General features: G+C 36.3%; 27 protein-coding genes and 1 pseudogene. 16 read left to right on the forward strand and 12 right to left on the reverse strand.

Annotated features, from left to right (window positions below; translation table 11 throughout):
• The first annotated feature begins 9 nt into the window (after positions 1-9).
• From ssb to apaG, 3 genes are read left to right on the forward strand one after another with little or no spacing between them, the layout of a single operon-like run.
• On the forward strand, positions 10-459 hold the full coding sequence (ssb, locus tag M0R38_02660; protein MCK9480646.1) for a single-stranded DNA-binding protein: 450 nt from the start codon (positions 10-12) through the stop codon (positions 457-459).
• Positions 460-474: 15 nt separating this feature from the next.
• Positions 475-1,077 (forward strand): gliding motility lipoprotein GldD, encoded by a 603-nt coding sequence (locus M0R38_02665; GenBank protein ID MCK9480647.1) that lies wholly within the window; start codon positions 475-477, stop codon positions 1,075-1,077.
• Positions 1,068-1,469 (forward strand): Co2+/Mg2+ efflux protein ApaG, encoded by a 402-nt coding sequence (gene apaG, locus M0R38_02670; GenBank protein MCK9480648.1) that lies wholly within the window; start codon positions 1,068-1,070, stop codon positions 1,467-1,469. The genes M0R38_02665 and apaG overlap by 10 nt, the downstream gene beginning before the upstream one ends.
• Positions 1,470-1,481: 12 nt before the next feature.
• Here the strand turns inward: apaG and M0R38_02675 are convergent, their stop codons facing one another.
• Positions 1,482-1,862 (reverse strand): RidA family protein, encoded by a 381-nt coding sequence (locus M0R38_02675; GenBank protein ID MCK9480649.1) that lies wholly within the window; start codon positions 1,860-1,862, stop codon positions 1,482-1,484.
• A 69-nt stretch (positions 1,863-1,931) separates the two neighbouring features.
• Here M0R38_02675 and M0R38_02680 point away from each other — a divergent pair, with 69 nt between their 5' ends.
• The gene (locus M0R38_02680) at positions 1,932-2,585 is read left to right on the forward strand and encodes a 3-hydroxyacyl-CoA dehydrogenase family protein (GenBank protein ID MCK9480650.1); all 654 of its coding nucleotides are present in this window, start codon (positions 1,932-1,934) and stop codon (positions 2,583-2,585) included.
• Position 2,586: 1 nt separating this feature from the next.
• Positions 2,587-3,141 (forward strand): nicotinate (nicotinamide) nucleotide adenylyltransferase, encoded by a 555-nt coding sequence (gene nadD / locus M0R38_02685; protein MCK9480651.1) that lies wholly within the window; start codon positions 2,587-2,589, stop codon positions 3,139-3,141.
• A gap of 55 nt (positions 3,142-3,196) precedes the next feature.
• Here the strand turns inward: nadD and M0R38_02690 are convergent, their stop codons facing one another.
• Positions 3,197-4,681 (reverse strand): Do family serine endopeptidase, encoded by a 1,485-nt coding sequence (locus M0R38_02690; GenBank protein MCK9480652.1) that lies wholly within the window; start codon positions 4,679-4,681, stop codon positions 3,197-3,199.
• Between the two features lie 168 nt (positions 4,682-4,849).
• Between M0R38_02690 and M0R38_02695 the strand changes: the two genes are divergently transcribed.
• From M0R38_02695 to dapF, 3 genes are read left to right on the forward strand one after another with little or no spacing between them, the layout of a single operon-like run.
• Complete coding sequence (locus tag M0R38_02695; GenBank protein MCK9480653.1) at positions 4,850-5,419, forward strand: sigma-70 family RNA polymerase sigma factor; 570 nt, start codon at positions 4,850-4,852, stop codon at positions 5,417-5,419.
• Between the two features lie 2 nt (positions 5,420-5,421).
• Positions 5,422-6,423 carry a hypothetical protein gene (locus tag M0R38_02700; GenBank protein ID MCK9480654.1) on the forward strand — a complete coding sequence of 334 codons (1,002 nt, stop codon included), beginning with the start codon at positions 5,422-5,424 and terminating at the stop codon, positions 6,421-6,423.
• The gene (gene dapF / locus M0R38_02705) at positions 6,413-7,195 is read left to right on the forward strand and encodes a diaminopimelate epimerase (protein MCK9480655.1); all 783 of its coding nucleotides are present in this window, start codon (positions 6,413-6,415) and stop codon (positions 7,193-7,195) included. The genes M0R38_02700 and dapF overlap by 11 nt, the downstream gene beginning before the upstream one ends.
• A 36-nt stretch (positions 7,196-7,231) precedes the next feature.
• Here dapF and M0R38_02710 read toward each other — a convergent pair whose 3' ends face one another.
• Both M0R38_02710 and dusB read right to left on the reverse strand, forming a co-directional pair.
• Complete coding sequence (locus M0R38_02710; protein MCK9480656.1) at positions 7,232-9,370, reverse strand: OmpA family protein; 2,139 nt, start codon at positions 9,368-9,370, stop codon at positions 7,232-7,234.
• A 46-nt stretch (positions 9,371-9,416) separates the two neighbouring features.
• Complete coding sequence (dusB, locus tag M0R38_02715) at positions 9,417-10,436, reverse strand: tRNA dihydrouridine synthase DusB (protein MCK9480657.1); 1,020 nt, start codon at positions 10,434-10,436, stop codon at positions 9,417-9,419.
• A 40-nt stretch (positions 10,437-10,476) separates the two neighbouring features.
• Here dusB and M0R38_02720 point away from each other — a divergent pair, with 40 nt between their 5' ends.
• From M0R38_02720 to M0R38_02735, 4 genes are all read left to right on the forward strand, one after another.
• Positions 10,477-11,442 (forward strand): CPBP family intramembrane metalloprotease, encoded by a 966-nt coding sequence (locus M0R38_02720; protein ID MCK9480658.1) that lies wholly within the window; start codon positions 10,477-10,479, stop codon positions 11,440-11,442.
• Positions 11,435-12,253, forward strand: coding sequence for a phosphatidate cytidylyltransferase (locus M0R38_02725; protein ID MCK9480659.1), 819 nt, complete (start codon positions 11,435-11,437; stop codon positions 12,251-12,253). The genes M0R38_02720 and M0R38_02725 overlap by 8 nt, the downstream gene beginning before the upstream one ends.
• 496 nt (positions 12,254-12,749) lie before the next feature.
• Complete coding sequence (locus M0R38_02730) at positions 12,750-13,385, forward strand: LysE family transporter (protein MCK9480660.1); 636 nt, start codon at positions 12,750-12,752, stop codon at positions 13,383-13,385.
• Between the two features lie 16 nt (positions 13,386-13,401).
• Positions 13,402-14,322 (forward strand): bile acid:sodium symporter, encoded by a 921-nt coding sequence (locus M0R38_02735; GenBank protein MCK9480661.1) that lies wholly within the window; start codon positions 13,402-13,404, stop codon positions 14,320-14,322.
• A 10-nt stretch (positions 14,323-14,332) separates the two neighbouring features.
• On the opposite strand, the gene M0R38_02740 is transcribed toward M0R38_02735, so the two are convergent.
• On the reverse strand, positions 14,333-15,511 hold the full coding sequence (locus M0R38_02740; protein MCK9480662.1) for a HAMP domain-containing histidine kinase: 1,179 nt from the start codon (positions 15,509-15,511) through the stop codon (positions 14,333-14,335).
• A 108-nt stretch (positions 15,512-15,619) separates the two neighbouring features.
• Between M0R38_02740 and M0R38_02745 the strand changes: the two genes are divergently transcribed.
• Together M0R38_02745 and M0R38_02750 are read left to right on the forward strand one after the other, a co-directional pair.
• Positions 15,620-16,624: a glycosyltransferase family 9 protein gene (locus M0R38_02745; GenBank protein MCK9480663.1), complete on the forward strand. Its 1,005-nt coding sequence runs from the start codon at positions 15,620-15,622 to the stop codon at positions 16,622-16,624.
• Positions 16,621-17,217, forward strand: a complete 597-nt coding sequence (locus M0R38_02750; GenBank protein MCK9480664.1) for a ribonuclease HII — start codon at positions 16,621-16,623, stop codon at positions 17,215-17,217. Before M0R38_02745 ends, M0R38_02750 begins: the two co-directional genes overlap by 4 nt.
• 31 nt (positions 17,218-17,248) lie before the next feature.
• Here the strand turns inward: M0R38_02750 and pdxA are convergent, their stop codons facing one another.
• The 7 genes from pdxA to folP form a co-directional block, all read right to left on the reverse strand.
• On the reverse strand, positions 17,249-18,334 hold the full coding sequence (pdxA, locus tag M0R38_02755; protein ID MCK9480665.1) for a 4-hydroxythreonine-4-phosphate dehydrogenase PdxA: 1,086 nt from the start codon (positions 18,332-18,334) through the stop codon (positions 17,249-17,251).
• Between the two features lie 8 nt (positions 18,335-18,342).
• The gene (locus tag M0R38_02760) at positions 18,343-19,767 is read right to left on the reverse strand and encodes a peptidase M17 (protein ID MCK9480666.1); all 1,425 of its coding nucleotides are present in this window, start codon (positions 19,765-19,767) and stop codon (positions 18,343-18,345) included.
• 104 nt (positions 19,768-19,871) lie between these two features.
• A complete protein-coding gene (locus tag M0R38_02765; protein ID MCK9480667.1) occupies positions 19,872-20,390 on the reverse strand; it encodes a hypothetical protein in 519 nt (172 codons plus the stop codon).
• A 47-nt stretch (positions 20,391-20,437) separates the two neighbouring features.
• A complete protein-coding gene (locus tag M0R38_02770; protein MCK9480668.1) occupies positions 20,438-20,680 on the reverse strand; it encodes a hypothetical protein in 243 nt (80 codons plus the stop codon).
• Between the two features lies 1 nt (position 20,681).
• Positions 20,682-21,236, reverse strand: a complete 555-nt coding sequence (locus M0R38_02775; GenBank protein MCK9480669.1) for a DUF420 domain-containing protein — start codon at positions 21,234-21,236, stop codon at positions 20,682-20,684.
• A complete protein-coding gene (locus tag M0R38_02780) occupies positions 21,233-21,919 on the reverse strand; it encodes an SCO family protein (protein MCK9480670.1) in 687 nt (228 codons plus the stop codon). Before M0R38_02780 ends, M0R38_02775 begins: the two co-directional genes overlap by 4 nt.
• Positions 21,920-21,933: 14 nt before the next feature.
• Positions 21,934-22,806 carry a dihydropteroate synthase gene (gene folP, locus M0R38_02785; GenBank protein MCK9480671.1) on the reverse strand — a complete coding sequence of 291 codons (873 nt, stop codon included), beginning with the start codon at positions 22,804-22,806 and terminating at the stop codon, positions 21,934-21,936.
• Positions 22,807-22,895: 89 nt separating this feature from the next.
• Here folP and M0R38_02790 point away from each other — a divergent pair.
• Together M0R38_02790 and M0R38_02795 are read left to right on the forward strand one after the other, a co-directional pair.
• Positions 22,896-23,015: pseudogene (locus tag M0R38_02790) on the forward strand (DoxX family protein).
• Between the two features lie 147 nt (positions 23,016-23,162).
• Entirely contained in the window at positions 23,163-24,419 is a 1,257-nt protein-coding gene (locus M0R38_02795) for a hypothetical protein (protein MCK9480672.1), read from the forward strand.
• Positions 24,420-24,427 lie beyond the last annotated feature (8 nt).

Genomic DNA, 24,427 nt, shown 5'->3' on the forward strand with positions numbered 1-24,427 from the left:
CTTTTTATCATGATAAACAAAGTAATTCTTGTGGGTAGAGTGGGTAAGGACTTAGAGTTAAGGACCTTGAATATGGGTACGCATAGTAGGAGTGTCGTTAATTTTCCATTTGCAACTCATGAATTTTCACTCAATCGAAAGACTGGAGAAAGAGTTGAGCAGGTTGAATGGCATAATATTGAAATGTGGGATAAGAATGCAGAAAATGCATCTAAGATACTCAGGAAAGGTAGGGTGGTTTATATTGAAGGCAGAATTAAGTGTGATATATCAACAGATGTTGAAGGAAATAAGCAATATAGAACTAAGATTAGAGCAAGTTTGTTTCAGGTACTAAATCTAAAAGGTAATGCTGTAAAATCACAAAGTGATAATGAAGTCCGATGTGAAGATATGGATGAAGATATTGAACCACTTTTTAATGAATTTGATGAAGATAATTTTAATATTGAGGGGTAGAAATTTGGTTTTAGAATGAACAAAGAATTAAGTTATCCTCCTGTTTTATTACTCTTACTTGTGGGATTAATGTTGGTTATAAGTGCTTGTGATACAGCGCTAAGTCCGAGAACAAAAGGATATCCTCGAATTTATTTCCCTGAAAAAGTGTATGATATCTTTGATTCAGCGCAGTGCGGTTATACTTTTTCAAAACCGACTTATGCCAAAATGCAGAAAGATCCTGCATATACCGACAACCAGCCTTGTTGGTACAATCTTAATTTTGTGCCTTTTAATGCAACCTTGCATATTAGTTATCATGAATATACTACACCTCAAGAGTATGATTCTTTGTATGAAGATACACATAAGTTGGTGTATAAACACATAATAAGAGCTGATGATATAGAAGAGATTGAAATTGGTTCTAAGAGTGATAGTATCAGCGGGATGATTTTTCAACTACGAGGGAACACTGCAACCAATATCAACTTTTTCCTCACTGACAATAGCCACCGATACTTTAGGGGAGCGTTATATTTTAATACTCAAACAGAGCCGGACTCAATTGCACCGGTATATCAATTTATTCAAGACGATATTTATCATATAATTTCAACCTTTAAATGGAAATGACCGAAAAGACAACAAATGATATATTGGTAAGGGTTGTTGCACAATACGAGCCTAATATGTCAGTTCCACATCAAAATGAATTTATTTTTTCGTATATGATCACGATTGAAAATAAATCACCATTCAGGGTGCAATTGCTTAGACGAAAGTGGAATATACTTGACTATATCACAGTCAATCCAATACAGAGATTGGTTGAAGGAGAAGGAGTGGTGGGAGAAACGCCCGTTTTAGAACCGGAAGACGTTTATACTTATACATCATTTTGTCGGTTAAACTCTACGAAAGGAGAAATGTCAGGAGTTTATACTTTCTTCAATTTTTCTGAATATGAGGAATTTGAAGTAGAAATTCCTTCATTTGTAATAATTACGCCTTGGGTACAGAATTAATCTGTCCTTGTTTTATCTGCCTGCAATGCAACTTATTTCAACTCTTGCCCCTGCGGGTAACGCTGCCACTTGTACTGTTTCTCTTGCAGGAAACATTCCGTCAAAATAGCCTGCATATACTTTGTTTACTTCCTGAAAAGTGCTCATGCTGGTAATGAAAATTGTTGTCTTAATGATTTCATTAAAACTGAGTCCGGCTTCTGTTAAAATGGCTTTTAGATTTTGCATAACTTGCTCTGTTTCTGCTATAATACTGTCTTGTACCATTTTGCCGGTTGCTGGATTTAAAGGAATTTGGCCGGAAACAAAAACTAACCCGTTCAATTCTCTAGCATGACTATAAGGTCCAATTGGAGCTGGTGCATTGGGTGATGTAATTACTTTGTGTGTCATAATATTCTTCTTGTTGAATTTTCTTGCTGTTTTAACGTTAATTTTGCCCACGTACTTTTACTAACCTGAATGAATATTGCAATCATAGGAACAGAAAAACTTTGTGAAGAACTAATTATCGTTATTTCGCAAGGCAATAATACTAGAATATTTGAAATTGATAAAATCCCTTCAAATGAAAGTTTTGATATATTAATTGACCTTGATTTTGATAAAGACACGCACAAGCATTGGCAATATTTAAACAAAGTTAATGCAAGTGTTTTTTTGTTGGGAGCAACCTTTATCCAACTCTCATCCATTCATTTTGACACAAAACGTAATCAAGTATTTGGTATTTGTGCACTACCGACCCTGCTTCCAAGAACAACGTTGGAATATTCCTCTGCTGCAGGAATTAATTTGCCGGAGAATGTGGTTCACTCATTAAATTTTAAGGAGGCTTTAAGGGTAGATGATAGGGTGGGAATGGTTACACCCCGTGTAGTTTGTATGATTATTAATGAGGCATATTATACTGTTCAGGAAGGTACTGCTAGCAGAAGTGATGTTGATTTGGGGATGAAGTTGGGCACTGCTTATCCTTTGGGTCCTTTTGAATGGGCAAAGAAAATAGGGGAATACAATGTCTATGCTTTGCTCAAAGCAGTTTATGAGGATACTATGGATGAGAGATATAAAATATGTAATCTGCTGAAAACCGAAGCATTAAAAGTGTCTTAGTGTGAAAAAGATTGGATTATTCTTTGGTTCGTTTAATCCCATTCATGTTGGACATCTCGCTATTGCAGAATATATGCTTCAAACGTTAAGTTTAGATTCAATTCTATTTATTGTTTCTCCTCAAAATCCCTTTAAATCATTAAAAGATTTGTGGTCAGAGCACAAGCGTTTTATGCTTGTTCAAAAAGCAGTTGAATATAATTCTAAATTTATTGCATCTGATATAGAGTTTAAATTGCCAAAACCCTCTTATACTTTTTTAACATTAGAGAAATTAAAGCAACGTTATCCGCAAGCGAAATTTTATATTATTATAGGTTCGGATAATTTAACCAGATTAATGGAGTGGAAACAAATTGATGAAATTTTACAACAGCATTCTATTGAAATATACCAACGTCCCGGGACAGAGAATCTTACTAGTCTCCATCCCAACATTCATATACATTCTACTCCAATGCTTTCGGTTTCTTCAACAGAAATTCGCAATTTGTTGGCAGCAGGTAAATCGGTAAAAGGATTAATGCCGGAGTCGATTTTGCATTTATTGCAATAAAAAAATCCTGCCCGAATATATCGAACAGGATTTGAAAAAATATAATTAGTATTCGTTAATCAACTAATACCCCAACTACTTCAGTTTCGCCTTTTGTGTTCTTACCCTCTATTAAAACACCACCTTTTTTATTCTGTAAAATAGCAATTGCATTGGTTACAGAGTAAACTTTGGTTTTGTCAATAGAAGTAATCACAAAGCCCTTGCTTAATTTCCCTGAAAATGCACCTTTTTTCACATCTACAACCTTTACACCATTGCTGATATTTAACCTGGCAAGTTCTTGTTTATCGATGTTTTCTAAAACCAAGCCTAATGCTTCATTCTTGTTTTGTGAGGCAAATACTTGCGGTTTATTATTACCATCCTTGTTAAGTAAGGTAGCGTACAATGTTTTGTTTTCACCATTTCTGTTAATCAAGAGTTCAATTTTATCACCTGGACGGTATTTGCCAATCTCTTCTTGTAGTGATGAGCTGGAATTGACTTCCTTCTTATTCACTTTAAGGATGATATCACCTGATTTAATACCGGCTTTTTGTGCAGCACTATTGTCAACGACATCATGAACATAAACACCTTTAAGTCCTTTAATATGTTCTTTCTCTGCAAGCTCACTTGTGATGTCTTGGATGGAAACACCAAGTAAACCTCTTTGTACTCCACCAAATTCTTTGATGTCATCTAAGACTTTCTTTGCCAAATTGATAGGTATTGCAAAACCATACCCAATAAAACTTCCGGTTTGAGAGGCTATTGCAGTGTTTATTCCGATGAGTTCTCCTTTAGTATTTACTAAAGCTCCACCACTATTGCCGGGGTTAATTGCCGCATCAGTTTGAATAAAATTTTCAATTGCATATTGATTGTTATTTGTTCTCAACAGATTGAGACTTCTACCTTTAGCAGAAACAATACCTGCAGTAACAGTAGAACTTAGGTTCATTGGGTTTCCAACGGCAATTACCCATTCGCCAACTTTCATTGAGTCTGAATTTCCGGTAGGCATAAAAGGAAGTTCTTTCTCATTAATTTTTAATAATGCCAAATCAGTCGTTGGGTCAGTGCCAACAAGGTCGGCTATATAAGTTCTTTTATCATTTAGAGTTACCTCAATTTTGTCTGCGTCCTGAACAACGTGATTATTTGTTGCTATATAGCCATCTGCAGTCAGAATGACACCTGAACCACTGGCTCCTTGCGGCCCTTGTGGCATATCAAACTTAAATCCATGTTCTCCAAAAAAATCAAAAAAATCAGGGAAGGGAGAAGCACCTCCGGGACCTTGCCTGTTTGCTTGGTTGGAAGTAATCGTAGTTTTTATATAAACTACACTAGGGGTGGCTAATTCTGCAGCTTGTACAAAGTCAATGCTGTTGCCGGTCTGGGCATCTCTCAATGCAGCAAACGCCATTGCGCGTTGTTCATTGTTGAGCTCAACTGCGCTACTACTGCTTGGTTTAGAAACATAAGTGTAAATACCAATGGCTACTAATCCACCAATGGTCCCTACTGCAAGTAAACTTAATATTTTTTTCATTGTCTTATTCTTTAATGTTGTTTGAACGCCCAAATTTATTCAAAAATTATTCCTTTATTAATTCGTTCGTGGGTAAAAACCAACCTTTTAAAATAATTTACCTTGATATTGCCATAACTGTTTCCTTGTTTACCTTTGTCGGTTAATTGGAATAAAATCTAAACTGCAATGCTTTTTGAAAAAAAAATCAGTGAAAAGAAATTGTTTGAGGAGTTGAAAGCGGGCAATGACAAAGCATTGATTCAGTTATATAATGACAATTATACTATGGTTCGAAATTACATCATGCGAAACAATGGGAAAACTGAGGACGTAGAAGATGTGTTGCAAGAAGCTGTTGTTGTAGTTTGGGAGAATGTGAGAAAAAAAGAATTTGAGTTGTCGTCCCTTTTGTCAACATATTTAATGGGTATTGTCAAAAATATGTGGCTGAAAAAATTAAGTAAAGCTGCAAGAATTGACTTTGATAACGATAAAGTAACCGCACTCAGGAAGGGCTATCACCAAGAGTTTGGCAATGAGAAGTTAAGGGTTGTTGGGCTAATGATGGACAGATTGGATGAAGGGTGTCGCCAGATTTTAACCCTCTTTTATTTCAAGGATTTGGAAACACAAAAGATTGCTGAGATTATGCAATTTGCAAATTCAGATGTGGTCAAAAGCAAGAAGTACCAGTGTTTTAAAAAACTTCAAGCATTGTTTGAAGAGAATTATAATAGTGCTGATTTCTTTGATTGAATATGGAGCTTACAGAAAAGGATATAGAATTGTTTGATAGGTACATTAAGGGAATATTGACCCAAGATGAATTAATTGCGTTTGAACAAAAACTGCAACAAGATGCAACGTTGAAACAGCATTTTGAGCTATATTCTACGCTGGTTTCAGGAATCCAATTCAAGGCAAGGGAAGAGTTGAAAAAGAAAATTGCTGCCGAAGGGGAAGTAAAATACATTCAGAATATTTGGGGCAAAAAAGGAACTATGGCTGCCGCTGCTGTTCTTGTTTTTTTTATCGGGCTGTATTTTGTTTTTGAAAGTAATCTGTTTAAACAGCAAAATAAAGCAACTGATTCCGAACAAAGTATTGCAATGCAAGATGATACTAAGCCGGCAAATAAGCCTTCCTTCAAGAAAACACACATAGAGAAACCTAATGCTGCCGAACAATCATCTGACTCAGTTTTAAACTCGGATTCATTTTCAACAGATGTTGCTGACACGACTGATTTTGCAATTGCTATGTTAGACGAAAAGTCTGTCCCTGCTGATGATGTAGAGGAAGATTCTTCTCCTGTTGATATTGCCGGTGGAGTGTCTGTTCGCAAAGAGGTGTATGCTGCACCTTCTGCTGCCAATGATGACTTTAAGGTTATGTCAGGGCAATTGCTGGTAGATTCTTTCTTTGCAGCATTGCGTATAGATGAAGAACAGTTTGTTTTAAATAATAAAATGGATGAAGAGGATTTGAGGTATGCAAATATTCACATTCAGTTCTGGAAGTCTCCATTAAACTCAAAGGTTTATTCTTTTGCCATAAAAAATGAAGTTCCAACATTAGCTATTTATGGGATAAACCCAACGGATGTAGGAAGGTCATTCTATAATGAAAACAAAGAGGTAATTTTAATAGTGAATAAACAAGCCTATAAATTTAGTATGAACAGAGGCGCTTTCCAGCCTCTATCAACGGTATCAGACCAACATTTACTCAACGCACTTATCCATTTCCATGAAGATTGATTTTGTTAAATACCAAGGTACCGGTAATGATTTTGTAATTATTGATAACCGTCTTAAACAATATTCAAAATTGCCGTTTAAGAAACTGTGTGACAGGCGTTTTGGGATAGGAGCGGATGGACTCATGTTGTTGGAACAAGTTACAGGATATGATTTTAAAATGGTTTACTATAATTCTGACGGCAATGAAAGTACAATGTGCGGAAATGGAGGTAGATGTTTGACAGCTTTTGCCCATAAACTTGGATTAGGAAAAAATGGAAGATTTCATTTTCTGGCTATTGATGGAGAACATCAAGCAATTGTTTTGCCTCATAATATTGTTTCACTCAAAATGAATGATGTTACATGTATCAAAAATGAAAAATCGGATTTTACCTTAGATACAGGTTCTCCTCATTATACTCGTTTTGTTAATGATGTTCAATCAATTGATTTGCTTAATGAAGCACGCGCAGTGCGTTATTCATCACCTTATTCTGAAAAAGGCATTAATGTGAATTTTATTCAAATACAAAACCACAACGAACTTGCTGTGCGTACATACGAGCGCGGTGTTGAAGACGAAACATTAAGTTGCGGTACGGGTGTAACTGCTTGTGCGATTGCGTATGCAGAGAAAAGTGGTTTGCCAAATGGTGCAAACGAAGTTCATATTCATACACCGGGAGGACAATTAATGGTTTCATTTCATAAAGCTGAAAATAAGTATGAAGAAATCTGGTTAACAGGTCCTGCCACTGAAGTATTCAGTGGTGTAATTGAAATATAAAATTTTAGATGCTTTTAAAGCAAGTATTAATTAGGGTTATTGAACTCCGGTATCTAAGATGGTAAACTCAACTCTTCTATTGAGTGCACGATTTTCTGCATTGGTGTTTTCAACTACAGGTTTGCTTTCTCCATATCCTTTTGCAACAATTCTATCAGCATTGATACCTTTTGATATTAGATACTCTCTCACGGCATTTGCTCTTCGCTCAGATAATTTCTGATTGTAACTGTCTGAACCAACATCATCAGTATGTCCTGAAATTTCAATTTTGATTTTGTTGTTTTTCTGTAATAGAATTACAAGTTTATCTAATTCGGTAAAGGATGCCGACAGTAATTCAGACTTGTCTGTCTCAAAGAATATATTGTTTAGACGTACTGTTGCGTCTTTCTCAATTGGAGTAAGCGCAAAGTCTTGCCTGATTTTGCCGAAATCCTTCAAATCAGTAGTATTTAAACTATGACTTTCCCCAATAAATCCATCTGCATTTGCATCAAAGGCATAATAAATTCCTTTGCGTAAAATAATTGAGTATTCACCCGTTTCAGCGTTTGAGAGAGCGGTACCAATTACTTGTCCTGAATAGATGTCATAATACTTGATTTCTGCTTGTATGGTTGCATTATTCTTTTTATTGGTTGTTACGCCATTGATAATAATAACAGGTTCTGGCATAATATCTTCCTCTACCGGAATAGTCGCAGGCGGAGGTGTAATTTGAACAAAGGTAATGCTGTCTTGTTCCGGAATACTGTCAGATTCAGGTATCTCAATGCTAGGCATTTCAATAGGTTTAGGTGGCTCTATATAAAGTTCAGAGGTGTAAATATTAGTATGTGTTTCATCCTCCCATCTCACAAAATAAAACCTGCCTGCACTGGCATCTATCACAAAACTATTCTCATGTTCAGAAGAGTTGATGGAGTTGCCTAAATTGACAGGTTCACTCCAATTTGTCCAAGTGTCATCTAAACGTTTGGTTACATAAATATCACCTTGGCCAAAACCGATTTTGCCGGAAGATGAAAAATAAAGAGTTTTGTTATCAGAAGCCAAATAGCAAGGAGTTTCGGTTCCTAAAGAGTTAATATCAAAGCCCATGTGTTTGAATGGAGACCAATTGCCGCGTTCGTCCTTAATCGAAACGTATAAGTCTTCTTTATATCTGTCTCCGCGATCACTTTTTTCTTTATAGCCAAGTATAATGATGTTGCCATCGTAACTCATCACATAGTCAATGAAAATGCCTCCATTCTTGTAATTTTTGATTGTCTCTTTATCATACTTCCATTTTGGCTTGCCAAAGATTGACTTGCCTAAATATGTCTTATAAAATTCAAATTTATTGAGCTTCATGTCAGAAACATAACCTATGTTGTTATCTTGACTAATTCCTATCAAACCGCAGGTTCTTGATTTTCCTTTAGGTAGATTAAATACGCTTGGTTCTACCTTAATAATTTGACGTTCACTACTGAGGTCTGCTCTATAAATCTGTTCATTTCTGTTTTCCATGTGTGAGAAATAGAGATAGTTGTTGTCAGCTGAAAGAATCAAGCCGGCCGGGTTTTTTTCTCCATTAATGTCATCATTTAACTTGGCAACATTCTCGGCAAATAGCTTTCTCTTAGGTAAGTTCACAACCGGATAATAGTCTGTGGTTGAATTTGTCAAGCATACTCCCCCAAATTGATTAACGCCATCAACTGCTGCGTAATCTACATAGAGCCAAACATCTGTAATGTTTGGAATGGTATCAAAATGATAGTATTTTACAGTATATTTTGCTTCGGTAGGTGTAGCCTTTCCTTCCCATACAACCTTTTTAATTGTTTTGCCTTTTCCTTTAGGTTTATATCCAATAACAACTTTTGAAATAGCTCCTGGATTAAAGGTCTCAGTTACTACAGCTTGACATGCATCAAAAGGTTCAAAGTAAAAGTGTAGCACAGCCGGCTTCTTACCCGGTTTTATTTTTTTACCTTCTTTGCGGTCTTGGTATGGTGTAATTGCATTTGTTCTGTATCCGTAAGTCCAAATTTTTGGCACTCCTCTGCCTTCATCGCTTCCTTCTACCATATAGGGCCAGCGCGTTTTCTGGGCAATTGCGTTGTTGTGTAATGTCAATATGCCTAATAGAGCAATAATAAAGGGTGTTAGTTTGATTTTCAATGAAACTTGTTTTTTTTCAGGCGTAAAAGTAATTAAATTTTGAATATTACAATATCTCTATCTCCTGTTCTGAAATAGTATTGAAGTAATCTATATATTTTATTAAGATAGATTGTAAAAGTTCTTGAATTTCATCTACATGATTGGATGAAACGAGTTGAGTCCTGATATTTTTAAAGTCAGGCAGCCCTTTAAAGTATCCGGCATAGTGTCTCCTCATTTCAACAATGCCTATATGTTCGCCTTTCCATTCAATATTTTTTTCAAAATGGATTTTACATGTTGCCACTCTTTCTTCAAGTGTAGGAGGGGGGAGCAGTTGCCCGTATTGAAGGAAATGTTTGATTTCTCTGAAAATCCAAGGGTATCCAATGGCTGCCCTTCCAATCATAATACCATCAACACAATATTTGTTTTTCATTTCTAAAGCTTTTTGTGGAGAATCAATATCTCCATTGCCGAAAATTGGAATATTTATTCTGGGATTTTCCTTTATTTTCCCAATCAGAGACCAATCAGCAGAGCCTTTGTATAATTGAACGCGAGTTCTGCCATGGATGGTGAGAGCTTGGATACCTACATCTTGCAACTGTTCAGCAACTGTTTCAATATTTTTTGTGTTGTCATCCCACCCTAAACGGGTTTTCACAGTAACGGGCAGGTGTGTAGCCTTTACCATTGCTTCTGTGATTGATTTCATCTTAGGGATATTTGTCAAGATGCCTGCACCTGCACCTTTGCAAACAACTTTTTTTACCGGACAGCCGTAATTTATGTCAATCAAATCAGGATTCGCTTGAGTTGCAATTTCACACGCTTCTTTCATGCTGTCAATTTCACCTCCAAAGAGTTGAATCCCAATTGGACGTTCATATTCAAAGATGTCGAGTTTTTGAGTGCTTTTAGCTGCATCTCGGATAAGCCCTTCTGATGAAATAAACTCTGTGTACATGAGGTCTGCACCGTTAATTTTGCACACATAGCGAAACGGAGGATCACTCACATCTTCCATCGGTGCTAATAGCAACGGAAAATCAGGCAGTTGTATATTGGCTATTTTTAGCAAATTTGCACAGCGTTATAAGTCACGGCAAATGTAAGTATTTATGCAATCTCAGTTTGACCCAAAACACAGAATTCAATATTCATCAAGGCTCTTGGTGTTAGTGGGGATTTTTATTTTGTGTAATTTTATGATTTTCCCACTTATTGGGTTCTCCGCAATTGCTTATGTTTATGAAATAGGGGTGATGGAGATTCCAAATGTCTTAGCCTCTCCGTCAGCATATTCCTATGGTGTGAATGTGATGTTATGGTTACAAATTATTACATCGTTTGGAGGATTTTTTGTGTCATCTTTTGTTTTCTTAAAATCATATAGTTACCCACCCTTTGAGTATTTGAAACTAAATAAAATGCCTGTCGTTAAAGCAATCTTACTCTGTTTGTTCATTATTGTTGCAAACATTGGTATAGTGAGTTTGTTAGGAGGGTTGAATTATCGCATTCCAATTCCTGAATTTGGCGGATTGCAAGAAATTGCTGCAAGGATGAATGAAAGAGCATCTGCAATGATGGAATCTATGCTGGTTATGAATGGATTGAGTGATTTGCTTATTCGTCTCTTTGTTATGGCATTATTGCCTGCATTTGTAGAGGAAGTTTTTTTTAGAGGCTTGCTTCAACGTTTTATAACAGAATGGTTTGGGTCTATTTGGACAGGTATCATAGTGAGTGCGCTCGTGTTTGCGTTATTCCATTTTAGGATAACCCAAATTCTTCCTATCTTCTTTGTTGGGTTGTTGTTTGGGTATATTTATTATCGAACAGGAAATTTGTATTATACAATATTGATGCATTTTGTACATAATGGCTCAATCGTTATTTTGACTTATTTAGTGAGAGATAAGGATGCGCAAGCATTTATGCAAGAGGACTATATTCCCGGATGGGAGTGGATTGTGCCATCAATTTTTGGACTTGTCATTGGAGTTTATTTTCTGTTGAAGCTTTTCCCTTTACAGCCTAATTCTAAAAATGTATTAAATCAAAATGGAGGTGATAATGAGTAACTTTATGACCCGTGCTATTACGGGAATTGTTTTTGTGCTTGTTGTACTGGGTGCGGTACTCTGGCGCATCGAAGCCTTTAAAGTGTTAATTATGTTAATCAGTGCAGTTAGTTTGTTTGAATTTTTAAGACTATACAAAGATCGAGATAATAGCGTGAACCCTTATTTCGGTGCAATATCCGGAGGGATTGTTTTGCTTTTGTATTCTTTCTTTAGATTAGAGATGAATGTTGCTGCTTTCTTCCTTCTTATCATTGTTCCATTATGTTTAGTCTTAAATCAATTGTTCACTTATAAAAAAGATATATTCTCCTCTGCCGGACTGTTGTTGGCAGGGAATTTTTATTTTGTATATCCTTTTGCAATGTTACTGACATTTTTAGAGAATTATAATGGAGATTATAAGCCCGAAATCTTTATATACTTACTTGTAATTGTTTGGTGTAATGACACTTTTGCGTATCTTGGAGGTAAGTTGCTTGGTAAGCATAAGCTCATGCCGAAGGTGTCGCCTAATAAGACTGTAGAGGGCTTTGTGTCGGGCTTGGTTTTCGCTGGGATAGCCTCATTCCTTATGTGTTATTTTGGTCTGTTTCAGGTACAAATCCCTTGGTATAAGCATATAATCATAGGTGTATTTTTTGGAACAGCGGCTACCATAGGCGATCTCATTCAGTCTTCTGTTAAGCGTATGGCGGGTGCAAAAGATAGCGGCAACATCTTCCCCGGTCATGGAGGAATGTGGGATAGGTTTGATGGTCTGATTGCTGTTGTCTGGGTTTATATTCTCAGTTCCCCATTTTTTATGTAGAAGAAATCGAAGGTTGTGCATTAGTACAATCATCTTTGGTACAAACGGTTATTTATATTTTCTATAAGTGTGAGTGTCTGTAGATTTAGTCATGCACTTTATGTTGTTGTTCAATCTCTAATATTAATCACGAAGAGCATGGAAAATCTACATTCTTTTTGATGTTTCTTTTTGGTGTTAATCTAATTATAACTGTTATGAACGTAAGGGTGCCAACTCCGAATATAGTCATTGATACTGATAGAACATGTGATAGGGTAAGTGTAAGCAGTGCGCCAATGCCATTGGTTAAATAATGTTAAATAATTAACAAGTCTGTTGCATCAATAGGCAACATAGTAAAAGTTGTTTTACAAAAGGTGCTTCAAAGATTCCAATGAGGTGATTTTGACTCAGGAAAATGCTACTATCTTTATTATTAGATTAAAATTGAAGAATAATTGCGCAGTACCTAAATTTGCTAAATCTTTGCGTACTTTACAAGCTGAATCATAACATGCTTTTACCATTCTTTAACGGGCTGCTGGAAGGGATTGTTATCTCCTTGTTGCTATTTGGTCCGGCATTCTTCAAATTGTTGAATGTCAGTATGCAGTCAGGAAGATTTAAAGGCTGGTGGTTGGCAACCGGTGTGCTGTTGAGTGATTTGGTGGTTGTGTTGTTATTAATTTATGGACTCTCGGGTTTGTTTGAAAATGTGCACTTTAAGCAATTTTATAGTCTGACAGCCGGTATTGCTATGGTTCTGTTAGGGTTGAAATATGTGAGAAGTTCTTATAGGATTTTCTTGAAATCATATAGAGAAAGGAGCAAAGGGAGTAAGAGTCTGTTAAGTGGCTTTGGGTTGAACTTGATTAACCCTTTTACTTTTGTACTTTGGTTTAATGTTTTAGGTGCAATCAGTTTAAAGTACAGTTCGGGAGAGCATTATAGAACTAATTTGATTTTAAATCTTTTGGGGATTCTATTAACTTTGTATTTGATGGATATCTTAAAAGTTGTAATGGCTGATTTTATTGGTAGGAAGATTGGACATCGTACTTTTTATCACCTCAATCGCTACTTTGGAGGTGTCTTTATAATCATTGGTTTAGTCTTTCTCTTTTTGTTCTTTAAATTATTATTTACATAATTGTAACTCAATCATGATGGCAACTTATGTAGATATTAATACACTTGTCAATGTAACTCTTGCACTTATTACGTTTAGTCTTGGTATTACACTGACAAAGAGTGATTTTGCAAATCTGTTTGCCAACCCAAAATCTTTGATTGTTGGTTTGTTTTTGCAAATTGTTTTATTGCCTCTTGCAGCCATTCTGATTATGTCAAATATGAACCTTGACCCCGTGCTCAAGGTTGGTTTTTTTATCATAGCGATTTGTCCATCGGGAATCAGTTCCAATATGTTGAGTTTTTTAATGAATGGAAATACTGCATTGGCAATTTCAATGTCTGTGTTTAATTCCCTTATTACGCTTTTCTCAATTCCACTTTTTACAAATTTTGCATTAGATTTTTTCTTGCATGAGAGAGCCACAAGTCTTCGACTGCCTTTTTGGGATACATTCTTCACTATTTTCTTTATCACAGTATTGCCCACTATTATTGGAGTATTCGTGAGAGCACGTTTTAAGCAAATTGTTAAACGAATTATTCCCATTCTTCGCTATGTGTTACCGTTATTGCTGCTATTTATCTTTTCTGTCAAAATATTTTCAAATGATTCAAACGGTCATCCCAAAATTCGCTTAGAACAGTTTTTTTCATTGTTTGCACCAGAGTTGTTTTTGAATTTTTTAGGAATGTTATTTGGCTTTATTGCAAGTACAATTGTTCAAATTAGTTTTCGCAATAGGCTGACTATTGTGCTTGAAATAGGGCTTCAGAATACGGCTATGGCGCTGCTAATAGCTGGCACATTGCTGGAAAATGCTCAAATGGAAATACCGGCTTTAGTGTATGCAACATTTAGTTTCTTTTCCACATTTGCTTTCGCATGGTTGTTTAAATACTTGTATTTTCGTTGGAAGAAATGGATGAAGCACAGAGGTGTTCAAAGAAAGTAAGATGTTTCAGTTAGCTATTGCCCAGCATTGGTGCACTTTCGCAAGTCAACACTATTCTAAAGGTGGTTTTCTCGTTTGGAATTGATTCTTTTACAAAGATGCTGCCTTTGTGATATTCAGTGATAATGCGTCTAACTAAAGATAGACCTAGCCCCCAACCACGTTTTTTGGTAGTATAGCCGGGTTTGAAAATAGTTTTGAATTTATTTGAAGGAATACCTTTTCCATTGTCTGTAATATCAATGTAAACCTTGTGTTTAAGAAGGAAAATACTAATGGTGATTTTCCCGCTACCAACCATCGCATCTATAGCGTTTTTGCAAATGTTTTCTATAACCCACTCAAAGAGTGATTTGTTTAAGCGTACCAATAAATCGCGATGTCTTTCAACAAACACATATTCTATCTTGTCAGATGTGCGTGTCTTCATGTATTGAATAGATTCACTCAGAATGTTATTGATGTTTTGTACAATCAACTCAGGTTCTGAACCTATTTTTGAAAATCTTTCGGTGATTACGTTTAGTCGCTCTATATCCTTTTTCATTTCCTGCAATGACTCAGGGGTTGCTTGTTCAGGCGCAATTTCTAATAATTCAACCCATGCCAATAATGACGAAATAGGTGTTCCGAGTTGATGTGCAGTTTCTTTAGCCAATCCTACCCAAACTTTGTTCTGTTCTGATTTTCGAGCTACTGAGAATGAAAAATATGAAACAAAGATGAAGAGTGTTACAATTCCTAATTGGTATAAAGGATAATTTTGAAGTTGTTTGAGTATATAAGAATCACTATAGTAGAGGTGTCCTACTTCTTCATTCATAATCTTGATAGTAATAGGAGGGTAGCCTTTCTTCATTTCTTCCAAACGAGCCTTGACATATTCGGGGTTCAATGCTTTTGTAGAGTCCAAATTACGCGAAATGAGTTGTCCGTCTGAGGTCTCCAGAATGACCGGAATAGTTTTGTTCTCTTCGACTATACTATAAAAGAAACTTAATTCACTTTCATCATCAGCTTGAGCGAGTCTTTCTTGCGCTTTTGCCCAAATTGCAATTTTCTTTTTTTCTTCAAACCGCAATTTCTTTACAAGGTTGTTAGTGTAGATAAGAGAGAAGGCACCAATTAATAATGCACCAATGAATAAGGCTATCTTTATGATTCGCTTTGTATAAAAAATATTCACCACGCCAAAATTATCCCAAAATCAGCATTATTTTCGCAACTCTATGCCAACTTTTTATTGCTGTTCAAAATCATTCATTCAGTCAATTATTTTACTTTAGTTTGTTGATACATGAGATTGTTTCATAATGTACCCGAAAAAATGCTTTTTGCAGCGAATGCACTGCTTTCTGCATGGATTAATTTTTTTGGGAAAAAGCCATTGAAAGCAAATGAAATCTTGGTTGTAAAGATTGATGAAATAGGAGATATGGTATCTGCTACTCCTGTTTTTAAGCTACTTAAAGAACGATTCCCTCACTCGCAAATCACTCTGCTGTGTAAGCCGGTATGTAAAACGTTTATGCAATATAACCCACATGTCAATACAATCATTTGCTCCGAAAAGGAATGGCAAAAAAAATTTGATTTGGTTGTGGAGTTGCGAGGTACAAGAAGGACATTGTTAAAGTCTTTTAGATATATGCCTTCATATAGGCTGGATAGGGGTACTGTACGTTTTAAATATAGGTCTAAATCAGGAAACTTGAGCGACAGAGAAACGAACTTTCTAGTAGTCAAGCCTCTCATAGGAGATGTGAAATTACCACTCCCTGATTTTTTTTCTTCGCCACAAGATAAAGTTTTCGTTGAAGATTTTGTGAACAATAAGCATTTACAACAATTTGCAATCATACATGCTACTTCAAATCAAGCAATTAAAGAGTGGTCTCATCAGCGTTTTGCTGAACTTGCAGATTGGTTTATTGAGAAATATGGATTTAAAGTTGTTTTTATTGGTGCTCAAACTGAGTTTACACGCACAGAAGCACTGATTCAACAAATGAAAAACAGTGCTGATAACTTTGCAGGAACATTCACCCTTTCGCAGCTTTATGAGTTCTGCAAGAAGGCAGCAATTTATGTTGGAAATGATAGTGGTCCTATGCATATTGCAAATGTAGCAGGCACACCCTTGGTGGGATTGTTTGGTCCTGTGCCGAGGGGAGTTTTTTATCCGTTTGGAAATAAAGCTATAGTTATACATCCTCAAACTAATGACAGAACAGGAGAAAGTCCAATGTCCAATATTAGTGTTGCAGAGGTGAAATCGGCAGTACAAAAACTCATTGGATGATTCAAAAGCAGTTTACAGAGTTTGTATATGAAGCCGGCTGTGATGAAGCCGGTAGAGGGTGTTTGGCAGGTCCTGTCTTTGCTGCGGCTGTTATTATTCCTAAAGGTGTTTGTATTGAGCGCTTGAATGATTCAAAAAAGCTCTCACACAAACAACGAGAACTTTTAAGATTTGAAATTGAGAAACGGACAATTTGGGCTGTTGCACAATGTTCCCCAACAGAAATTGACCAACTGAATATATTGTGGGCATCTATTGCTGCAATGCACAAAGCACTGGATTGCTTGTCGGTTGTCCCAGAATTCGTTTCAGTTGATGGAAATAGATTTAAACCCTGGCGTGAGATTGCTTTTGCAACCCATGTCAAAGGAGATGCGCGATTCATGCATGTTGCTGCGGCTTCAATACTGGCAAAAACGCATCGAGATGAATATATGCTCACTGCTCATAAAGATTTTCCTTGCTATGGTTGGGATAGAAACAAAGGATATCCTACAGCAGAACATAGACGAGGTATTGCAGAACATGGCATTTGTAAAGAGCATCGCAGATCATTTAGCCTACTGCCGGCACAAAGAACTTTTGAGTTTTAGATATGTTTCGTGATGTTTGATTGAGGAGGCCTTACAAATTATCAAAATCCCTTGTTTCCAAACGGAATCTTTCGCGTTTAAGTTCTGAGAACGGTAAGAATTTGGCTCTTAGTTCAGCTATTTCTTTGCGTGTCGCATAAAGTTTTAAAGCAGAAAATAAAGAAGCACTAAATGAAGAAGCAGAGGCTTCAAGTCGTTCTGCAATATTATATGCGGTTCCGTGGTCGGGACTTGTTCTGATAATAGGGAGTCCGGCAGTAAAATTAACTCCTTCGTTAAAAGCCAATGCTTTAAAAGGTGTTAATCCTTGGTCGTGGTACATTGCCAATACACCATCAAAGCGCATTAAATTGCTGGATCCCCATAGCCCATCAGCAGCATAAGGTCCAAAGACGATTGCGTTTGCATTGTCAGAAAGGCTTTCAATTGCAGGAATAATTACCTTTTCTTCTTCAGTGCCTATTGTGCCTCCATCGCCAGCATGCGGATTTAATCCTAGAATGGCTATTTTGGGTCTTACAATACCAAAGTCATTGCGAAGCGCATCAATAAAGATCTGAGTTTTTGAGATTATCAACTCTTTTGTGATGGTTTTAGCTATATCGGCAATAGGAATATGCTCTGTTACTAAACCTACTCTTATTTCATCATTAAAAAGAATCATTAAATGGTTCTTTGTGTTGAGTTTTTGAGCAATATAGCCTGTATGTCCACTAAATGGTGTATTCTCATTGATTGTTTTTTTGTCAACCGGGGCTGTAACTACTATTTGTAATCTGCCTTTAGAAGCATCTTCTAACATACGGTCAATTGCCAATAATGCTTGCTTCCCTGCTTGTTTTGAACCTTGCCCTAATTGGTATTCAAAATTACCCTCAGAGGTTGCTATCAAGTTAAGTTTGCCTTCTTGCGCATCTTCTAATTTGGTTATTAGGTTGTAAGATAAGTTTTCAAATCCTAATTTGTTTTTAATTTTAGTAAATACATTCTGCGCTCCATATAGCACTGGTGTGCAATAGTCATATACAAAGTCATGGTTGAAAGTTTTAAGGATTACTTCCATTCCAATCCCACAAGGGTCTCCCATTGTAATTCCTATTATTGGTTTTGTGTTCATTACATTCATTAAATCAATGTTTTCAAATATTCAAAAATCAATCTTACACCCACACCGGTTCCGCCTGCAGGTCTGTAATCAGTATTGCTATGGACAAATGCAGTACCTGCAATGTCAAGGTGTATCCACGGATAGTCGGTAAATTTTTCAAGAAATTTGCCCGCAGACATTTGTCCACCTTCACCCTTTCCTAAATTGGAGAAATCTGCAATTTCAGATTTTAATTCATCTCCATATTCATCCCAAAGCGGAAAGTAAATAACTCTTTCGAATGTGTCATATCCTTGCTGTTCAATCTTATCAAAGACTTTTTTTGATGCTGTTCCCATCATAGCAGAGGCGTAATTTCCTATCGCTCTTACTGCTGCTCCTGTTAAAGTTGCAAAGTCAATCACAAGTTCGGGGTTTAGTTTCTTTGCATAGTGCAAAGCATCTGCCAGAATCAACCTTCCTTCAGCATCTGTATTTTTTACCTCTACTGTATTTCCACTATACATTGTGATAATGTCCCCCGGTACGATTGCATCTTCGCCAGGACGATTGTCAGTGGCAGGAACCAAACCGATGATATGTAATGGAAATTTTGCTGTTGCTGCAGCATAAAGAATTCCGCCAACAGCAGCAGCACCTGCCATATCGCACTTCATGTAATCCATACTGTTTGCTGTTGGTTTTAGGCTCATTCCTCCTGTATCATATACAACACCTTTACCAATTAGTACAATTGGTTTTTTGTTTTTGGCGTTTTTGGGCTTCCATTCCATGATATTGAAAGTGGGCGGAATAGTGCTTCCGCTATTCACACCTAAAAGTCCACCCATTTTTTGTGCTCTGATTTTGGCTTCATTCCAAACCTCTATCTGAAAACCGGCAATTTTTCCCATTTTTTCAAATTCTTCGGAGAGTTTTGGAGCGGTGAGGTATGAATTTGGTTCGTTCACCAAATCACGTGTTTTGCCTACTGCTTCTAATACAATATTCCATTCTTTGATTTCTGTGGCAGAAATGTTTTTAGAGGAAACATATAGTGCAATCTCTTTGGACTTTTTGTTTTTCTTTTCTGTTTTGTATTTGTCAAAATTGTATTGACCTAATACAAACCCTTCGCAGCATGCTTTTGTTGCATTTGAATTTATACAAAAATCATGAATGACTACTTCTGTCAGTTCGTTTGCTTTGATGGTGTTTGCAAGACTTGCAGCATTTTTGCGTACTTGCTCTCTGTTTTTCCATTCATGGATGTTTTCGCATAATTGATATGCGAAGAGTGTTGTGCCATCAAACGTAGAAACAGTTTTTTTGATTTCTGCACTCTTTAACTTGCTTTTTATAATCGGATTTAATAGAGCATTAGGAATGGAACTTGTTTTCTCAAATAATACTATGTGAGCTTGTGCTTTTAATTTATTTGTATGTTGTTTAATTGTTATCATATTAGGTTTTGACTGAATATCAGAGGGCAAAGTTAATCTGATTAAAACAAAAAAAGCTGCTAAACAATTTGTTTTAGCAGCTTTTTTTAGTGATACAAGGAAATTTAATTTTCTAACATGTAGAAATTGCCGGAAGTTACAGATAAAGCGATACCGAAAGCATCTTTTGCGGCACAAGTGAATTTGCCTGACAATTTTTTATCAGCGAACTTTGTAATGGTGAGCGTTCCGGATTCGCATTTTACTTGTGTCAAATCACCCGCATTATTTTTATAGTATTCAAATGTTGCTTGTTTGTTTGTGTTTAGCGGTTTGTCTATACTTATAAATTCATAAGTGCCTTCTTTTAGACCACCTTCACTTTTAATAACAAGGTCAAGTCTTTCACTGCTCGTTCCACCTAATGATTGGTTGTAATAAATTTTGTATTTGTCTTGTGCTTGAGAGATCCATGTGGTGTTAAAAGCATAACTGAGGTCTGCCCCTATCTTGAAACAGGTGTTTTTATCTCCACATGGGTTTGTTTCTTTTTGGTCGTCATCTTTATTGCTCTTTTTACAGCCTGAAAAAGCAAGTGAGCCAATCAGAATAAGTGTAAGAATTGATGTAATTTTTCTTTTCATAATGTGAATAGCTTTGTTTGAATATGCAAATATGGCAAAGAATTCGATTAATTGGAAAATCTTTTTTGGGCTTTGCGATTCTTAAGATACCAGACTGTAACCGAAATAAAGATAACAGCATATACGGTAGCTAACATGATTAAAATACCTGGATTTAATCCCATTCCTACAACCTTCTCGTCATGTGATTGAAGGGATGATACAACTGCGCTTTTACACATTGGACATTGCGCAGATGCTTGTAAAATCCCAATGCTAAATACCAACAATAATCCTAAAAACTTTTTCATTTTAAATGTAATAAGGTGAAATTAACAAATAAACTAATGCCCCTGATACGGCAACATATAGCCACACAGGAAAGGCATATCTAACAATTTTTTTATGTTTTTCAATTTGCTTTAGCATTCCCCTCATAAATGCAAACAAAACAAGAGGAATGACAATGACCGAAAGTAGAATATGACTAATTAAGAGGAAATAATATACATATCGTAAGGCACCCACGTTCATTAGTTCGGAGTCTGACAATGTTCCGTTCCCATTAATGTCCCCAAAGCGAACTTCGGACGCGGTCATGTGTCGGATTGCATATAATACAATGAACATGACAGATAAACCGAGACATATCTTAATTAATCTTTCGTGTAAGGCTATATTTTTTCTTTTGATGGCAACGAGAGCTGCTATCAACAGCATTGCAGTAATTGCATTAGTTGTAGCATAAATAGGCGGGAGAAAACGTGTGTCATATCCTTCCAACTTGATTCTAAATAACATTAATACTGCAATTGGCAGTATGATGGACAAAATTATGATTATGCGTTTAAATGAACTTTCTCTCATTTGCTTTGTTGACTATATTCATATTCTAAAGCTCTTACTGCGTCTTTAATTGCAGGAATTCCATCCTTTGCCATTCCTCTTCTTCCGGGAAAAATACCTCTGACTCTGCCTTCTTTGTCCACCAATACAATGCTCTCGCTATGAAAAAATGTATTATTTTCTCTATCTTCATTTGCCAGCAGCTTGTATGACTCTTCTGCCATGTCATATATTTTTTCTTTTGGTCCTGTAAGAAAGTTCCACTTGGGTGCTTCCGCGCCAAATCGTTTACTGTATTCTAATAGAACAGGTACGGAATCATGTTCAGGGTCAACTGTGTGAGACAAAAAAACAACATTGTCATCATTCACAAATTCTAAATAGACCTGTTGGAGATTACGATTCATCTCAGGGCATACATCATGGCATGTTGCAAAGAAGAAGTTTACTAACAAAATTTTCCCTTTTACAGACTCTTTTGAAATTTTTTGACCTAATTGATTTGTAAACTCAAAATCTTCAATGGTGTGGTATATTGTGTCGCCATTGGCATCAACTGAGGTTTCAAAAAGTATAGGTAGTTTTTGGGTTAAATGTTTGCCGGTTTTAAACACCACAATCCATGCGATGGGCGCACCTATCAATATCACAATGAGTGTAATAGTTAAGAGGAGAGGAGTGTTTCTTTTTTTAGATTCTGTCATCTTGTACAAGATTATTAATTGCTTGGCAAATATAGACCATTCAGCCATTCGGTCCACAAGATTCTGACCTGTACAGCCTCTTTTACATCGTGAACTCTCAGTATGTCGGCTCCTTGTTGTAGTGCAAATAAATGTAGCGCACTTGTTGAAGGCAGCATGTCTTGTGGAGTAGAATTAAATAGTTTCCAGAGCATAGTTTTTCGTGAGACGCCAACCAAAATAGGCGTTTGTAATATGTGTTTAATAGCTGAAAGATTGCGTAGTAGTGAATAATTGTGTGAGATGGTCTTACCAAATCCAAAACCGACATCCGCAATAAAGTCTGATATACCTATTGTCTCGGCTTTCTGTTTATTTACACCCAGATAATGTGTTACCTCTTGGCAAACATTGTGATAAGAGGGAGCATTTTGCATTGTTTTAGGCGTGCCTTGCATGTGCATTGCAATATAAGGACAGCTGTTTTGGGCTGCAATATGAGTATTTTCAGGGTCGATTTCCCCTGCACTAATATCGTTAATAATGTGTGCTCCACTATGTATGCACGCGTTGGATACCGAAGAGTAGAATGTGTCAACGCTTAAGATTGCCTTTGGAAAATGTTTGGAAATAGCTTCTATCATAGGGATAATCCTTGCCAATTCTTGTTCTGCTGATTGTGAGTCAGCGCCTGGTCTTGTGCTCTGTGCACCTATATCAAGAATGTCAGCGCCTTCATCTAACATTTTGCCTGCTGTATCCAAGGCTTCTTGGATACTATGAATACAACTTCCTTCATAAAAAGAGTCTTCTGTGATATTGAGTATTCCCATAATTAGAGGGTGATACCATGTTTTAAGTTCTCCTTTTAGATTGAGTCGAAGTTGATATTTGTTGTCTTGGTACATTTATGCCTGCAAAACAAACAAGTTTTTTGCGTATAAAATCATGCTTCCGTACTATATTTGCCTACTTTTGAAAAATACTTAGCACAGAAATGAAGTTATTAACCCATACTGTCAGAGCGCTTGTTGGCTTACTGTTCATGTTCTCCGGTTTTGTAAAGTTTAATGATCCGGTTGGTTTTTCATATAAAATGGAGGAGTATTTTGAGGTTTTCGCAGACGATTTGGATGTGCAACAAGATAGTCTTCATATTCAAATTCAAGATCAGCGTGGCAATGATGTTACGCATAGTTTTCCGGTATATAAACATAAAACAAGCAGTACATTATGGCTTACTAGTAAGACCGACAAAGAACTAATGGAACTAGGGAGTGATACTTTTGTTGTTACTAATGTAGTGGTGAGCGTTGAAAATGAAGTTTTATTTGATGAAAATTATCTCTATAAGCCACAGCAGCCGGAAACGGATTCAATTTGGTTTAACTGGGCTTTAGGACAAGACCCGCTCAATAGATTCACAGAACATATTTCACCATATAATGATATTGAAAATGACATTACATTGGATTACTCTAATAACATAAAGTCGCAACCCCTTGCATCTAAATTTTTTGAGGCACTTGTTCCTTATGCTTTATGGATTGGGATGTTGATATGTGTGTTTGAGTTAGTGCTTGGATTTGTTTTGCTCATAGGTTGGAAGCCTCTTCCTGCGCTGTTGGTAACGTTTTTGATGATAGTGTTTTTTACTTTTCTCACAGGGTACTCAGCAGTATTTAATAAGGTAACAGACTGTGGATGTTTTGGCGATGCAATCAAGTTGACTCCTTGGCAATCATTTTATAAAGATGTGATACTATTGATGCTTATTATTTTCTTGTTGGCAAAAAATAAAATTATAAAGCCGGTATTTTCCAATGGATTTTCTCTTAAAGCAACCATAGTAATCGGATTAATCTCATTGTCTTATAGCCTGTATGCACTGTATTATTTACCACCTGTTAATTTCTTGAACTTTGCTGATGGCAATAATTTATATCAAAGGACATTGATTCCCGAAGGACAGACCAAAGACGATGTGATGGAAATTGTGTATTTCTATAAGAACAAAAAGGATGGCACAGTAAAAGAGTTTGATATCAATACAGCCCCGGTAGATAATGATGATTGGGAGTTTGTGGACCGCAAGGAAAAGATTATTCAAAAAGCATATAAGCCCAAATTAGACAATTTTCACGATATCATTCATTCAGACTTAGGAGATGTGTCGGATTCTATTTTGCACAGCACAGATTATCAGCTTATAATCGCTTCTTATGATATTACAATTGCAAATAAGAAAGGAATAGAAAAAGCAGTAGAACTGGCAAATACTTGGACTAAAGAAACAGGGAAGCCGATATGGTTTATAACCAGTAACACAAAGGACGATTTAGATAGTTTTGCTTCAACACATCAGTTAGAATTTAAGTTTTGTACTGCTGATAATAAATTTGTTAAATCAATTATCCGTTCCAATCCGGGGGTGATTTTACTTAAAGGTCCCATAGTGGTAAAAAATTGGGATGCTCACCGTATTCCTTCTTTCAAGAGAATTAAGAAGAAGCTAAAATAATTGTAGAA

This window comes from Bacteroidia bacterium (assembly GCA_023228875.1).
Classification (GTDB): domain Bacteria; phylum Bacteroidota; class Bacteroidia; order NS11-12g; family UBA955; genus JALOAG01.

Coding starts and splice junctions, on each gene's coding strand:
- M0R38_02665 (MCK9480647.1), top strand. CDS start 475: ATGAACAAAGAATTAAGTTATCCTCCTGTTTTATTACTCTTACTTGTG.
- folP (MCK9480671.1), bottom strand. CDS start 22,806: ATGTACCAAGACAACAAATATCAACTTCGACTCAATCTAAAAGGAGAA.
- M0R38_02695 (MCK9480653.1), top strand. CDS start 4,850: ATGCTTTTTGAAAAAAAAATCAGTGAAAAGAAATTGTTTGAGGAGTTG.
- ssb (MCK9480646.1), top strand. CDS start 10: ATGATAAACAAAGTAATTCTTGTGGGTAGAGTGGGTAAGGACTTAGAG.
- M0R38_02700 (MCK9480654.1), top strand. CDS start 5,422: ATGGAGCTTACAGAAAAGGATATAGAATTGTTTGATAGGTACATTAAG.
- M0R38_02730 (MCK9480660.1), top strand. CDS start 12,750: ATGCTTTTACCATTCTTTAACGGGCTGCTGGAAGGGATTGTTATCTCC.
- M0R38_02760 (MCK9480666.1), bottom strand. CDS start 19,767: ATGATAACAATTAAACAACATACAAATAAATTAAAAGCACAAGCTCAC.
- M0R38_02775 (MCK9480669.1), bottom strand. CDS start 21,236: ATGAGAGAAAGTTCATTTAAACGCATAATCATAATTTTGTCCATCATA.
- dapF (MCK9480655.1), top strand. CDS start 6,413: ATGAAGATTGATTTTGTTAAATACCAAGGTACCGGTAATGATTTTGTA.
- M0R38_02780 (MCK9480670.1), bottom strand. CDS start 21,919: ATGACAGAATCTAAAAAAAGAAACACTCCTCTCCTCTTAACTATTACA.
- pdxA (MCK9480665.1), bottom strand. CDS start 18,334: ATGAACACAAAACCAATAATAGGAATTACAATGGGAGACCCTTGTGGG.
- M0R38_02680 (MCK9480650.1), top strand. CDS start 1,932: ATGAATATTGCAATCATAGGAACAGAAAAACTTTGTGAAGAACTAATT.
- M0R38_02720 (MCK9480658.1), top strand. CDS start 10,477: ATGCAATCTCAGTTTGACCCAAAACACAGAATTCAATATTCATCAAGG.
- M0R38_02795 (MCK9480672.1), top strand. CDS start 23,163: ATGGAACTAGGGAGTGATACTTTTGTTGTTACTAATGTAGTGGTGAGC.
- M0R38_02735 (MCK9480661.1), top strand. CDS start 13,402: ATGGCAACTTATGTAGATATTAATACACTTGTCAATGTAACTCTTGCA.
- M0R38_02690 (MCK9480652.1), bottom strand. CDS start 4,681: ATGAAAAAAATATTAAGTTTACTTGCAGTAGGGACCATTGGTGGATTA.
- M0R38_02745 (MCK9480663.1), top strand. CDS start 15,620: ATGAGATTGTTTCATAATGTACCCGAAAAAATGCTTTTTGCAGCGAAT.
- M0R38_02675 (MCK9480649.1), bottom strand. CDS start 1,862: ATGACACACAAAGTAATTACATCACCCAATGCACCAGCTCCAATTGGA.
- M0R38_02770 (MCK9480668.1), bottom strand. CDS start 20,680: ATGAAAAAGTTTTTAGGATTATTGTTGGTATTTAGCATTGGGATTTTA.
- M0R38_02725 (MCK9480659.1), top strand. CDS start 11,435: ATGAGTAACTTTATGACCCGTGCTATTACGGGAATTGTTTTTGTGCTT.
- M0R38_02750 (MCK9480664.1), top strand. CDS start 16,621: ATGATTCAAAAGCAGTTTACAGAGTTTGTATATGAAGCCGGCTGTGAT.
- M0R38_02765 (MCK9480667.1), bottom strand. CDS start 20,390: ATGAAAAGAAAAATTACATCAATTCTTACACTTATTCTGATTGGCTCA.
- apaG (MCK9480648.1), top strand. CDS start 1,068: ATGGAAATGACCGAAAAGACAACAAATGATATATTGGTAAGGGTTGTT.